Here is a 12,145-nt window from a genome sequence, read left to right as displayed (position 1 = left end):
GTGAGGAAAACTCGACCTGCGACCGGATTTTATCTTGCTTGTAAGTGGAAAAGGAACTACGGGGGATGGAAGGTTGAGGAAGCGTGGTTTATACTCACAGATTTAGGGTCATTGCCAGCAGCTATCAATGCTTATAAGCAGCGGATGGGTATTGAAGAAATGTTCCGAGACTGTAAAACAGGAGGCTACGATCTTGAAGGAACCAGCTTAAAAGGAGACCGACTTATTAACATGATTTTGCTCATGACACTTGCGTACAGCTCAGCAATATTTCAAGGCACGCTCACTCAAAAAAAAGCAGTTACAAAAATATGTATCTCGTCGCAAAGAACCTAAAAAAAGATATCGAAGACGGAGTACATTTGGTGTTGGCGCAAGATGGAGAAAAGTGGGTCAATTATCTCGAAAAATATTCTGACGAGGTAGAACAGTTAATGAAGTTAACTCCCAATAAACGCCGCTTTTATCAACAAGGTATGCGGGCCGTAACCCTTATACAGTCTATCTCGTAGACCTCTTTGTCACCCCCCCAGATTCCTCTTTGTCTTCGGCCCTTAATTAAAAAAATAATTTTAGGACAGAAAGTAATTACGGACAGCGACACTGTTGAACAGGAAAACACTCTCGTCTGCAACTTCTTTTTCTGCCTTTACGGTCGCGACAATCAGAAGTATCCCGACATTCCACCTTATCTTCACAAATTTGCTGACGGGGAAAAGTACCTAAGCTTTGTATAGAAACTTCAGCCGTAAGGGCACCCTGTTCTATAACTTGGTCATTTTCTTTAATTTCATAGAGAAACTTATTTTCTCCCTCTAAAACCGAAAAAGTTCTTGTTTTGTGACTGTTACCTAACTTAAATCCAAAATCCTCGGAAAATTCTCCTTTGTCGTAACCTCGGTCTGTGTAGGGATAGGGGTTAGTTTCCATGCCATCAGTCACATTTTTAATCATCACCCTCCTGTTAGGGCCCGGAGGAGTTTTGCTGGAGACAAATCGAGCGCTTTGCGAATCAGGAGAGAAGACAGTACCAGCACAAGCACCTATATATTCAATGCGCTTAAATTGAATCAAATTAATATTAAAAGCGTTTTCGTTTTTGACCCTAAATTGTGCTTCGCTAGTCTGCTGGGCGCTAACTGTGAAAGCTGCTAGCGTCAAAAAAAAAGCCCCCACTAAAATAGCTAAGAATTTGATTTGTGCCCTCCCCGTAATAAATCTGGCGTGTTTCATCTCTCTCTACCTCTAATGTGAATAGATAGAATTTTGTTTAGGAGTTATTTTAACTTGAGAGGTGAGGTGTTGTCAAAGTAGATCGAATAGGTTTCTAGTGAGGGCTTGAGTCTTGGATGCTTCGTTGCGAAAGGAAGGACGGAAGTTCTGAATGCGAACTTTTTGGAGTCAGGAATGAAGTCCTGAGTACAAACTTAACTACCAAGTTACTCGATCGCGCCATCTTTCTAAAATCTTGTCGCCGACTCCCTGTACCCGCGCCACATCCTCCAAAGAGGTGAAAGGTTGCTGTTGCCGCGCTGCAATAATTCTCTCGGCTAACTTCGGGCCAACCCCGGGCAAGGTTTCTAATTCTTGCTGAGTCGCGGCATTCAAATTAACTAACTTTTTTCCCGCAGCCATTTGAGGTTTAGCACTCGCAGATTTTGATGCTGCTTGTAGTGAATCACACTCTTTTTTCTTAGCGTCAATTCTCTGTTTAATTCGGGCGGGAATTCCCAAGATTGCACCTTTGTAAAGCCGATCAAACTCCCGCTCAAAATGGGCTGCAACTGTGGGACTCTCGATCGCCAGCAGCGTCTCGTCATTCCCGTGATTTGCCGCCTCACTCCAGTTGTGAGAACCTGTAAGTACCGTTTTGCCGTCCACAACGCCGAATTTGTGGTGCAGGCGATCGCCCATTGGTAACAGTGGCACTCCCACCGTAGTCAGTGGCTTTCTCCAAGGGCGATTGTCAGTTTCTAACCCGCAATCTTGCATCAAAGTCGCCCCCATCATATCCAACCCTTCACTGTAAGAGCGATAAATAAAATTAGAGTCAATTAAAGCTCGCACCGCAACTCCTCGGCTAGCTTCAATCTCTAAAGTATTTGACAACCGCTGAGCCGAAAATACAAACAGGGCCAAATCAATCGACTTTTTCGCACTACCCAAAGTTCGATTTATCAAACCGTTGGCGCTTTTTTCCCAAGGTAAAGTCGCAGTCGTCGGCGAAAATTGCACCCTAACAGTTGAATTCCCTACTCTCACTTTTTGTACTTGACGAAACGGCTTTTTGATGCCAAATTTGCTGTCAGGTTTGCCTTTGGGCCCGTCGCCCCACATGATGTTAAATTCTTGAGTAAACAGTTGCGCTAATTGAGCATTTTCAATTTTCAGCAAATTGTTCGCATTGCCGCGACTTGCTGCTGTCTTGAAATCGCCGTGTATATCGCTTGTGGTAAAATTAGCAGAAGTGACGATTACGGTTTTGCCATCAATTACCACAAATTTGTGGTGCATCAAACCACTGCCTTTACTGCCGTCAGCAGTATCGTCAATTACAGGAATACCCGCATCCTTGACAATTACCAAAGCATCATTTTGCTTGATTTCATCGGCACTCAATTTACCGTCTTTATTGCGATCGGCAAGTTGCACAAATTCGGTATAACGATCGCGCTCTCTTTCCGGTAATTTCGCCAACTCCTGGGCTGTAAAATCGCTCCAAGGGCGACTATACATATGTTCGACAATTAATCTCACTTTAATTCCCGATCGCTGTCGATCGGCCAAAACCCTCGCAATACTGGGCAAGCGAAACTCCTGAACCGCTACATCTATCGTCGATCCAGCATTAGCGATCGCAACAGCGATCAAGTTTTCTAAATCATCCCCAGGTCTAGTTTGCTGGCGGTAAGGCTCTGTATAACTCGAAGCGATCGACTGATTGAAGTATACTTGCAACAAGGGGTCTTGAGGCAATGGAGCCAGACTGAGAGGTAAATTCTGCACGTCTTGCTTTGTTTGTCCGCAGCCCGCCAGATTGAGCGCCACCAGCCCAGCACAACAGAAACCGAGTAAATGATAATACAATACAGCCACAAAATTTTAAAAAATATAGAGGTTATTAGCCGAACCACAGTTCAAAGCTATTGGATAAAGTAAAGTTACAACCTATTAAATTTATGCAAGGGAATAGATTTTGCGTCTTGTAGAACTGCCTCGATGCCGGAAGCATCACTGGTAGGGTAGCAGCATTCAGGGGCGTGGGTCAAACCCGATACCGCTGCTTTATGGCTAAAAGAAAAACAATTTTTCCGTGCGGTCACAAAGGATATGGTAAAGCGTGCCATCGCTGCACGCAAGAGTTGGTGGCGCACCAGCATTACGTTGAAGTGCTGACACAAAAACAAACCAAAAAACAAGAGAGGGAAGCATCATTTGCTAGAGATATCATCGATCTCAGAGGTCTGCCCGACCACGTAGTTACCAAAGCCCGGGCAATTATAGCAGCTTTGGGCGAAAATAAGAATTACAGAGATTTCGGCGGCAAACGCCTGCGTCACAACCGTTTGATAATCAGTATTCCTGTAACTCGCAACTACAGAATGCTTTGTGAAGATTGCGGCACTTTCTTAATTCCCCAAAAAGTTTTGTCGCACGAAGACTACAACGTCTGCAAACCAGGAAGTTAGTCATCAGTTATTGGTTATTGGCTATTGGTAGCCACTCACAACAGTTAGCAGTCAACATTCATTCATTAATTAGTTATTTATCATGCAAATTTACCTCGACTATAGTGCTACAACACCCGCACGCCCAGAAGCGATTCAAGCCATGCAAAAAGCTCTCACTCAGCAGTGGGGAAATCCTTCCAGCTTGCACGAGTGGGGACAAAGGGCGGCGACAGCTTTAGAATTAGCAAGAATGCAGGTTGCTAGCTTGATTAACGCGCTACCGGAATCGATGATTTTTACCAGTGGCGGCACTGAAGCGGATAATTTGGCAATTATGGGAATTGCGCGTCTTTATACCAAGCCGCAGCATATCATTATCTCCAGCGTAGAGCACTCTGCAGTAGTAGAACCGGCGCGACAACTCGAACAGTTGGGATGGGAAGTGACGCGGCTACCGGTGGATAAATTTGGGCGAATTCACCCTTTGGATTTGCAAGAGTCGCTACGATCGAATACAGTGTTAATTTCAATCATTTACGGACAAAGTGAAGTTGGCACGCTGCAACCAATTGAGGCATTAGGACAAATTGCGCGCGATCGCAATATCATGTTTCATACCGATGCAGTTCAAGTTGCCGGCAAGCTGCAAATAGACGTGCAGAAACTGCCCGTAGACTTGCTTTCCCTTTCCAGTCACAAACTTTACGGGCCACAAGGTGCAGGCGCGCTTTACGTACGTCCGGGAGTAGAATTAGTACCAATGTTGGGGGGCGGTGGCCAAGAATTGAAACTGCGTTCCGGGACACAAGCGCTGCCGGCAATCGTCGGTTTTGGGGTCGCGGCAGAGTTAGCATTGCAGGAAATAGATGTGGAAACGCCGAGGTTAATTGCATTGCGCAATCGGCTTTTTGACCGATTATCCCACGTACCCAGTTTAGTACCAACGGGCGATCGATATTACCGACTGCCCCACCACGTCAGTTTTTGCATCGTCTCCCCATGCTGTCGCCCTTACCAAAAGAAAGACACAGAGCAAATCACAGGCAAAACTATGGTGAGACAGTTAAATTTAGCCGGAATTGGCATTAGTTCCGGTGCCGCTTGTAGCAGTGGCAAACTAACTCCCAGTCCGATATTATTAGCAATGGGATATGACGAAATCGGTGCTGTTGGTGGAATTCGATTAACTCTAGGGCGAGAAACCACAGAAGCTGATATTGATTGGACAGTAATTGCGATCGAGCAAATTTTGGATAGATTAATGCCCAAGGTAGCATTATCTAGGCGTTAAGATTAACTGCAAACCTAGATAACCGTATCTCTCAGCGTCCATCCGCGTACATCCGCCAACATCTGCGGTCAAAATCATCAAAAATCAGAAACAACCCCAAAAACCCACCCCCAATCATGATAAAATCTATTCCGGTGTTATTCACAACTCCCCATAATGGAAGAAAACCGCGCCCAAGCCTATCTGCAATTAATTCACTCCCTGCTGAATGCCCCCAATGGAGACGAATCGCAGATATTACAGGATAACTCAGAATTACTCGATCGCGGATTTCTGGAAACTTGCGAGTTAGTAGCCTCAACCTTGGCAGAACAAGGAGGGGAAAATGGCGCTAAATTCCTTCGACATCTAGCCCGTTATCTAGCGCAAATCCTCGATATGAACGATGACGGAGATAGCAATAACTCGGTCAGTGAAAATTTCCAAGAGTATGCAAACTTTTTCCTAGAATTATTGCAAGCCGAACAAGATAGCAAGGGGAATATAGCAGTAATTTACCCCATGCTGGAAGGGCGACAACATCTCCTTAATGCCAGTTTTGCCGAGACTTTACAGCAAGTGGCGCAGAAGTTAATTGCCGGCGAAAATTCAGAAACAATTAGCTCAATTATCGGTCTTATTGAAAATTTGAGTATTCATATTAGTGACTTTCCAAGTGGGAATAGAGCGAATAATATTGAAATTGCCATTACTGGTTATCAAATAGTTTTAAATAATCGCGAACCCGGTAGTGAAAAATGGACGCAAACCCAAAATAATCTAGCTACTGCCTACAATAACAGAATCAACGGTTCGCTGGCGGAAAATCTGTAACGGGCAAAAACCAGGCGCTTAAAATCGCGTCTATACAAACCAAGTCCGCCTATGCGGACAAACGAGATAATTCAGAAGTGTTGAAATCCTCGATCAAGCTTTAATATAGCATCAGGATAAATACCGCTGCTATCAGTTAACCAAATATCGCTGCTATCCGTAGCGATTCCCACAATTGCAGCACCATTTCCTATTTTTTCCACCAATAACTCAGCATTCGCCATCGGCAAAAACAGCACTAACTCGAAGTCTTCCCCGCCGTATAATGCCCAATCTAAAGATTTTTCGGTTGATACGATTTCGCTGAAAATATCGGGAATTGGTAGTTTTGTGCGATCGACTTTTGCGCCAACACCGCTAGCCCGACAAATTTGAATAATCGCATCAGCTAAACCGTCGCTACTGTCCATTCCGGCGATGGAAAACTCACCCGCAGAATCTAAAATCTCCCAAACAACCGGCAAAACATCGAGTCTCGGTTTAGGGCGCTGGTGAGCGAGAATTAAAGAAGCCCGATCGACCTTTTCCAGATTTTGCCCGAATTCTGGATTTAACAACAATTCTAATCCCGCGCGGGAGGCTCCGTGAACCCCTGTAGCGACAATGACCCAGCCCGATCGCGCATTTGACCGACGAATGGTACGATCGCACTCAACCTCCCCAAAAGCAGTAATCGCCACCGTCACCACGGGCGATCGCACAACATCGCCACCGACGATCGGCGTATCATATTCTTGCAAGCAAGCCGTCATCCCCCGATAAAACTCTTCAACCCACTCCACAGCCGTATCCGCCGCCACAGCGAGGGCTACAGTCACCGCCAGAGGCTTTGCTCCCATCGCAGCCAGATCCGACAAATTCGCTGCTGCGGCGCGCCATCCTGCGTAATAAGGCCCCGTAGTGCGATCGCTAAAATGCACTCCATCCACCAACATATCTGTAGTGATAGCCAGAGATTGGTTGGGATTTGTAGCCATGACAGCGCAATCATCACCCACTATTTCTGCAGGGCAGAATTTTTGCAATATTCTTAAAAGGCCTTGTTCACCGATATCTTTAACTTTCATAATTGGGAATTAGTCGATCGCACTTTCTCACTTCACCATTCTTTACCCGAACTCGGCGGCAAGCGCAACCTCGGAAACCTATAAAAAGTATCCCCTTCATCATCTACCTCTAAAATCGCCGAAAAAATCTTAACTTGCCGAGTTAAATACTGCTGAGCAACTTCAGCCTCAACCCTAGCATTAGCTGCCAGTTGAATCAGCGAAATTTGACTGTTTTGAGTTTCCAACAACTGATAAAAAGCCTCATCTAACCGCTGCTTTTGCTTGTTTTCATTCACAGTTTTTACAATCAACAAGCCTGCGAATCCGCCCAAACCCATTACCAATAAAAATTGTAAAATAGCCATATTCTCGATTGAATTCCTACTTTCAATAACGAACTATAAAAATTATCTTTTCTTCCAGCATGATTTCGGTGGGCTTTGTCTGTGTAAAAGTGATTTCAATCGCCGTTACCTTTATTTAGAAAAGATTTCAATGCCTGTCACTATTGATTTTTTGAGCCCGCGCAGGCGGGCTTTGTTTGTGTAAAAGCGATTTCAATCGCCGTCACTTTGGTGTAAAAGCGATTTCAATCGCCGTCATTAATTAAACTTGAGGTCGCACCAAATTTTCGATTCCTTTAACTACCTTAGCAGATACAATCTTGTCTCCCTGCTTCAGTTGCTCCAAAACTTCTTTTCCTTCAATCATGTAACCAAAAACAGCATAGCGGCCGTCCAACAGATTCAGGCCAGCGGGCGTGAGTTCAGGTTCAAACAAGAAAAAGAAAAACTGAGAAGAAGCGCTATCAGGGTCAGTTTCTGTACGTGCCATGGCCACTGTACCGAAAGCAGAAAAAGGCAAAACAGGTTCGTCGCGATAACGCCCCGCATCTTCTAGAGTAATCCCGTAAATAGGTTCTTTTTCCTCCCTGACGAGCACTTCCAGCGGAACATTCCGGTATTTGCCAGTAGCTGGGTCAATAAAACCCTCTTCCTTGCCTTCGGGGTCTCCGGTTTGCAAAACGTAGGATTCTTCGGATCGAATAAACGGCAAACCGTCATAAAAACCTCGATCAACTAAATCCACAAAATTACCAGCCGTAACCGGGGCGCTGTAGCCGTCAACCACAACAGTAATTTCCCCTTTTTCAGTTTGTACAGCCACTGTAGCGCGCCCTTTCAGTTGAGGCAGATTAGCATACTTGGCAGGCACTTCAAACGGAAACTTTGTCACCATCAACTCTTCGATTTCGCCTACCGAACCTAGGATGGTGGCTTTCAAGTCAATCACTTTGTCCCTGTCTTTAGCCTCAACAGCCTTTTCCAGTTGAGCAACTTTCTCCTTGACTCCTGCAACTAGCGCCTCAGCTTCCGGCTTTTTGGCGTCGGGAATACTTTCTAAAAGGTCAGATTCCCGAAGGTTGAGAATCCTGGAAGCTTTACTGACATCGCTGCTAATAGGCCCCCAACGTTTAGATCGTATGTGGTTGCCAATGTCTTCGAGACTAATCTGCAACTCTCGTATGGTCTGATTGTCAATAGGTAAAGCGAAGCGCAGCAGCGCCCGCCCGTCCGTAATCGCATTCCCTGCAGGCATACTGCTGCTGGGGCGTTTGGCATGGGAGACGGCACTGAAACTCAGGGAGAGAGTGAACAGCAAGAGCGCTAAAGCGACGGTTTTGACCCAGCGCTTGCACGTATCGATCGAGAAATTAGGCCAATGCAACATAACTTTAACTTTTATTGCCTCTATTATCTTCCCACAGCGCTGCCCGCCCTCTAAGCTGCTACCCATCTAAAGTGGCTGTTCCTTCCACCCGGGAGGGAGTTGCCCACTAACAACAGCCCCTTGCCCCCTGGCATTAACATTTCCGTACAGCACTTGCTCCCTTTGAACGGTAAAATAAAATGCCAATTGCTTTTTGATGCCGTCAGCTAGACTGCGGCTTTAACCTGACCCGCTCAAAAACGGATACAATCCCCAGACTCCTGTCGTGGAGAGATCAAAATTTTAGACCAAGGTTCAATCTCCCCCATTCATCTGTGGAGTAAATCTAAAATCTAAAATCTAAAATCTAAAATCGACTGACTGTAGTTCCCCCGTGCCCAAAGGCGACGGGATTGCCCACAAAAATTTATATGATCTCCAGTAACGACTTTCGACCAGGTGTTTCAATTGAATGGAATAACGGCGTGTGGCGGGTTATCGAATTCCTCCACGTCAAGCCAGGAAAAGGCTCGGCTTTCGTGCGGACAAAATTAAAAAACGTCCAAACCGGAAACGTAGTAGAACAAACCTTCCGGGCGGGCGAGACTATGCCTCAAGCCAACCTGGAAAAGAGTGTGATGCAGCATACCTATAAAGAGGGCGACGATTTCGTCTTTATGGATATGGAAACTTACGAGGAAAGTCGCCTCAATGCTAAGCAAATAGGCGATCGTGTCAAGTACCTCAATGAAGGGATGGAAGTCAGCATCCTGCGCTGGAACGACCAAATCATGGAAGTGGAACTGCCCAACTCTGTCGTCTTGGAAGTGATACAAACCGATCCCGGAGTCAAAGGAGATACTGCCACCGGTGGCAGTAAACCCGCCGTCCTCTCCACCGGGGCTCAGATTATGGTGCCTCTATTTATTTCCATTGGAGAACGGATTCGGATTGATACTCGTGAAGACAAGTACCTCGGTCGAGAGTAGAAACGGGGGAGGGAAAGGGAGTTTTTAGTTTTTAGTTCTGAGTTATGAGTTAAAGAAGTCCAAATTCAATACTCATCGCTCACAGCTTAAAAACTATCCCTTTTGCCTCCAAAGTCGTTGATGCTCCTAGCTTCGCCTGGTTCTTAATTTTCAATTTTCAATTTTCAATTCTCAATTACCCTTGAATCTGCTGTGCAACTAGACTTAAACCAGCTTTGTGACCTGCTAACTGTATTAGACAAAACTGGCATTTCGGAACTGACCTTAAAAAGTGGGGATATTGAACTGACAGTACGCAAAGGCATTCTGGCAAGTTCACCAGGCACCTCTGCTGCGCTCCCTGGTGCCGTGGCGACTGTCGCTCCGAGCGCGTTGGGCGCGGTTCCTAGCCCCACCTTAGCGTCACCTCCTGCTGTTGACCAAAATTTAGCAGCGGATCAGGCTGCCCCTGTACCCGTCGCCCCTGTCGCCGTACCGGCTGCCGTACCTGCTTCTGTCGATACGAAATGGGTGCCAATTATCTCGCCGATGGTAGGAACGTTTTATCGCGCTGCTGCTCCTGATGAGCCACCTTTTGTCAACGTGGGCGATCGCATCAAGGTCAATCAGACAGTCTGTATTATCGAAGCGATGAAGCTGATGAACGAGATCGATGCTGATGAAGTCTCCGGTCAAGTGATGGAAATTTTAGTTCAAAATGGCGAACCTGTCGAATACGGTCAAGTGTTGATGCGAATTAATCCGGATTGAAGCATTACTTTATTGTTATGGACAGAATAAATGCTAATATTTCCCGATCACTTCTCTCCGGTGAGTTTGATGAAGTCATCCCAGCCTGTCCCGCAAGAGGTTGTGCAACAAGTTGCTGAGTATTTCAGTATTTTGAGCGAACCCATGCGTTTACGAATTTTGAACTTGCTTCGCGACGGCGAAAAATGCGTGCAAGAATTGGTGGAAGCTACTCAAACGAGTCAAGCCAATGTTTCTAAGCACCTAAAACTCATGCTCCAAGCTGGTATCCTCACTCGCCGGAGTGAAGGAACTTCAGCTTATTATAAGGTGCAAGACGAGTTAATTTTTGAGCTGTGTAATATGGTGTGCGATCGGCTTGCCAGCCGGATCGAACAGCAAGCCCTACACTTTCGAGCATTTAGCCTAACGACGAAGCACTGAAAATTAGTTGCCAGTCCTCAATCCTCAATCCTCAGTCATGAGTCATCAGTTATCAATTCCTATTCTCGGCCTTCAGACCGATTACTAATCACTTGTAACTAATGACTCATAACTACTAAAGGGGAAAATTTTTGTCAAAGCTTTGGCGGGTACTCGGCTGAGCCACCTCCAAACCTTCGCCGCCTAAAAGTTCTAAAGGCTTCCCTTCCACCGAAATCCAAACCTTGGTATTCGGTTGTAAACTCGTAGCCGTATAGATAACTTGCCCTAACCGGCCAGTCATCGAATTGCTCCCTCCCCCCGAAGTAAATTCTGCGGACAAATCGACATAAACTCCGTCATTCTTAACACTCAAACCCCTGAGTTTTGTCCCATTAGGAATTTCGCTCGAAACAGTTCCATCCTTGGGCCCCGCCAACAAACTGTTAAAAGCAGCTTGTAAAGCTGCATCAGGCTTGTCAGCTTGTTTGACAGCTACTTTCGTAGGAACTCCCTCAAATTTGCCGCTCGCATCTTTAACCCAGTAGACTTGCACTGTCTGGACATCAGTCTGCGGCAAAGGCTTTGGCTGCGGCGACTTTGGCACCAAAGCGTTAGGCGTCTGAACCTGCGGCGTCTGAACCTGCGGCGTCTGAACCTGCGGCGTCTGAACCTGTGGCACTTGTACAGGATTTGGAGGGGGTACGGGGATAACTACAGCAGGAGATTCCACAGAACTTGGGGAAAGGGGGGGAGCGGTAGTTTGAGCAGAAGACTGCGTATCTGCAGGGGTTGGCGAACGGTTCGCGGTCCACCAGGCAATGCCCCCTCCCGTCAGTAAAGCCAACCCGCAAACACCGGCAATGACGGCTGTGGAGACGCGGCGTACTTCTTGTCCATCTTTCATAATACAAATTCTCCTTACAGATAGAGCGCTTGGGACGGTGAGGAGCGACTCCCGATCAGCTACATTTGTCTATGGTTAGATTCTGGAATTGACACAATTGCATTGCTGCTAGCGAACACTTTATAGCAAGCCCAACATATCCTGAATCCGACTATTGGAATCCTAGACCATAATATAAGATTTCGCCCGTGGAGTATGTCACAGTATCTCGATCGGCCTAGTGGCTATGTTCTATAGTAATCATAAAAAATTAAAGAATAAAGGAAGAAAAAATAAGTAAAAAGGAAGAAGGAAAGTAACGAATGGATGTAACGGAGGTAAGGGGGTAACGGATTTAAGGGATTTAAGGTATAGAAGCAGGTCTCTAAAAATATTTTTCTCCAAACAAAAAGCGCCCCTATTTCTAGGAGCGCTTTTTGTTAATCAATTGCTAAAACTTAGCCATTGATAGAAGGAGCAACCAAAGCTACAGGAGTGGTTTCACCAGCAGCCAAGTCAAGCGGGAAGTTGTGAGCATTGCGCTCGTGCATTACTTCCATACCCAAGTTAGCGCGGTTGATCAC

12 protein-coding genes and 2 pseudogenes are annotated in these 12,145 nt (G+C 46.0%); 7 read left to right on the top strand and 7 right to left on the bottom strand.

Going from position 1 to position 12,145, the window contains the following annotated elements; all coding sequences use genetic code 11:
- A pseudogene (locus QUB25_RS28540) lies at positions 1-336 on the top strand (IS4 family transposase); the annotation flags it as partial.
- A gap of 252 nt (positions 337-588) precedes the next feature.
- Here QUB25_RS28540 and QUB25_RS28535 read toward each other — a convergent pair.
- Together QUB25_RS28535 and QUB25_RS28530 are read right to left on the bottom strand one after the other, a co-directional pair.
- The gene (locus tag QUB25_RS28535) at positions 589-1,233 is read right to left on the bottom strand and encodes a hypothetical protein (protein WP_333188689.1); all 645 of its coding nucleotides are present in this window, start codon (positions 1,231-1,233) and stop codon (positions 589-591) included.
- Between the two features lie 198 nt (positions 1,234-1,431).
- Positions 1,432-3,096: a DUF655 domain-containing protein gene (locus QUB25_RS28530; protein WP_333188687.1), complete on the bottom strand. Its 1,665-nt coding sequence runs from the start codon at positions 3,094-3,096 to the stop codon at positions 1,432-1,434.
- Between the two features lie 191 nt (positions 3,097-3,287).
- Here QUB25_RS28530 and QUB25_RS28525 point away from each other — a divergent pair, with 191 nt between their 5' ends.
- The 3 genes from QUB25_RS28525 (at position 3,288) to QUB25_RS28515 (ending at position 5,775) form a co-directional block, all read left to right on the top strand.
- Entirely contained in the window at positions 3,288-3,689 is a 402-nt protein-coding gene (locus QUB25_RS28525; RefSeq protein WP_333188685.1) for a DUF7682 family zinc-binding protein, read from the top strand.
- An 82-nt stretch (positions 3,690-3,771) separates the two neighbouring features.
- Positions 3,772-4,962: a cysteine desulfurase family protein gene (locus QUB25_RS28520; RefSeq protein ID WP_333188683.1), complete on the top strand. Its 1,191-nt coding sequence runs from the start codon at positions 3,772-3,774 to the stop codon at positions 4,960-4,962.
- Positions 4,963-5,118: 156 nt separating this feature from the next.
- Entirely contained in the window at positions 5,119-5,775 is a 657-nt protein-coding gene (locus QUB25_RS28515; protein WP_333188681.1) for a hypothetical protein, read from the top strand.
- A gap of 71 nt (positions 5,776-5,846) precedes the next feature.
- Here QUB25_RS28515 and thiL read toward each other — a convergent pair whose 3' ends face one another.
- The 3 genes from thiL to QUB25_RS28500 form a co-directional block, all read right to left on the bottom strand.
- The gene (gene thiL / locus QUB25_RS28510; RefSeq protein ID WP_333188679.1) at positions 5,847-6,842 is read right to left on the bottom strand and encodes a thiamine-phosphate kinase; all 996 of its coding nucleotides are present in this window, start codon (positions 6,840-6,842) and stop codon (positions 5,847-5,849) included.
- A gap of 32 nt (positions 6,843-6,874) precedes the next feature.
- On the bottom strand, positions 6,875-7,189 hold the full coding sequence (locus tag QUB25_RS28505; protein ID WP_333188677.1) for a hypothetical protein: 315 nt from the start codon (positions 7,187-7,189) through the stop codon (positions 6,875-6,877).
- A 241-nt stretch (positions 7,190-7,430) separates the two neighbouring features.
- A complete protein-coding gene (locus QUB25_RS28500; RefSeq protein WP_333188675.1) occupies positions 7,431-8,555 on the bottom strand; it encodes a peptidylprolyl isomerase in 1,125 nt (374 codons plus the stop codon).
- Between the two features lie 410 nt (positions 8,556-8,965).
- Between QUB25_RS28500 and efp the strand changes: the two genes are divergently transcribed.
- From efp to QUB25_RS28485, 3 genes are all read left to right on the top strand, one after another.
- On the top strand, positions 8,966-9,523 hold the full coding sequence (efp, locus tag QUB25_RS28495; protein WP_333041804.1) for an elongation factor P: 558 nt from the start codon (positions 8,966-8,968) through the stop codon (positions 9,521-9,523).
- Between the two features lie 192 nt (positions 9,524-9,715).
- Entirely contained in the window at positions 9,716-10,273 is a 558-nt protein-coding gene (accB, locus tag QUB25_RS28490) for an acetyl-CoA carboxylase biotin carboxyl carrier protein (protein WP_333188673.1), read from the top strand.
- Positions 10,274-10,303: 30 nt separating this feature from the next.
- Positions 10,304-10,696, top strand: coding sequence for an ArsR/SmtB family transcription factor (locus tag QUB25_RS28485; protein WP_006631662.1), 393 nt, complete (start codon positions 10,304-10,306; stop codon positions 10,694-10,696).
- Positions 10,697-10,811: 115 nt separating this feature from the next.
- On the opposite strand, the gene QUB25_RS28480 is transcribed toward QUB25_RS28485, so the two are convergent.
- Both QUB25_RS28480 and QUB25_RS28475 read right to left on the bottom strand, forming a co-directional pair.
- Positions 10,812-11,582, bottom strand: a complete 771-nt coding sequence (locus tag QUB25_RS28480; RefSeq protein ID WP_333041800.1) for a GerMN domain-containing protein — start codon at positions 11,580-11,582, stop codon at positions 10,812-10,814.
- A 437-nt stretch (positions 11,583-12,019) separates the two neighbouring features.
- A pseudogene (locus tag QUB25_RS28475) lies at positions 12,020-12,145 on the bottom strand (photosystem II q(b) protein); the annotation flags it as partial.

The sequence above is a fragment of the Microcoleus sp. B3-D7 genome, from assembly GCF_036705305.1.
GTDB lineage: Bacteria > Cyanobacteriota > Cyanobacteriia > Cyanobacteriales > Microcoleaceae > Microcoleus.
The sequence above is the reverse complement of the archived record's forward strand: the minus strand, read 5'-3'. Positions and strand labels throughout refer to the sequence as shown.

What these genes read in the sequence shown, in the direction of transcription:
- QUB25_RS28505 (WP_333188677.1), bottom strand. Translation starts at nt 7,189, where the DNA reads ATGGCTATTTTACAATTTTTATTGGTAATGGGTTTGGGCGGATTCGCA.
- efp (WP_333041804.1), top strand. Translation starts at nt 8,966, where the DNA reads ATGATCTCCAGTAACGACTTTCGACCAGGTGTTTCAATTGAATGGAAT.
- QUB25_RS28520 (WP_333188683.1), top strand. Translation starts at nt 3,772, where the DNA reads ATGCAAATTTACCTCGACTATAGTGCTACAACACCCGCACGCCCAGAA.
- QUB25_RS28485 (WP_006631662.1), top strand. Translation starts at nt 10,304, where the DNA reads ATGCTAATATTTCCCGATCACTTCTCTCCGGTGAGTTTGATGAAGTCA.
- QUB25_RS28480 (WP_333041800.1), bottom strand. Translation starts at nt 11,582, where the DNA reads ATGAAAGATGGACAAGAAGTACGCCGCGTCTCCACAGCCGTCATTGCC.
- QUB25_RS28515 (WP_333188681.1), top strand. Translation starts at nt 5,119, where the DNA reads ATGGAAGAAAACCGCGCCCAAGCCTATCTGCAATTAATTCACTCCCTG.
- QUB25_RS28500 (WP_333188675.1), bottom strand. Translation starts at nt 8,555, where the DNA reads ATGTTGCATTGGCCTAATTTCTCGATCGATACGTGCAAGCGCTGGGTC.
- thiL (WP_333188679.1), bottom strand. Translation starts at nt 6,842, where the DNA reads ATGAAAGTTAAAGATATCGGTGAACAAGGCCTTTTAAGAATATTGCAA.
- QUB25_RS28525 (WP_333188685.1), top strand. Translation starts at nt 3,288, where the DNA reads ATGGCTAAAAGAAAAACAATTTTTCCGTGCGGTCACAAAGGATATGGT.
- QUB25_RS28535 (WP_333188689.1), bottom strand. Translation starts at nt 1,233, where the DNA reads ATGAAACACGCCAGATTTATTACGGGGAGGGCACAAATCAAATTCTTA.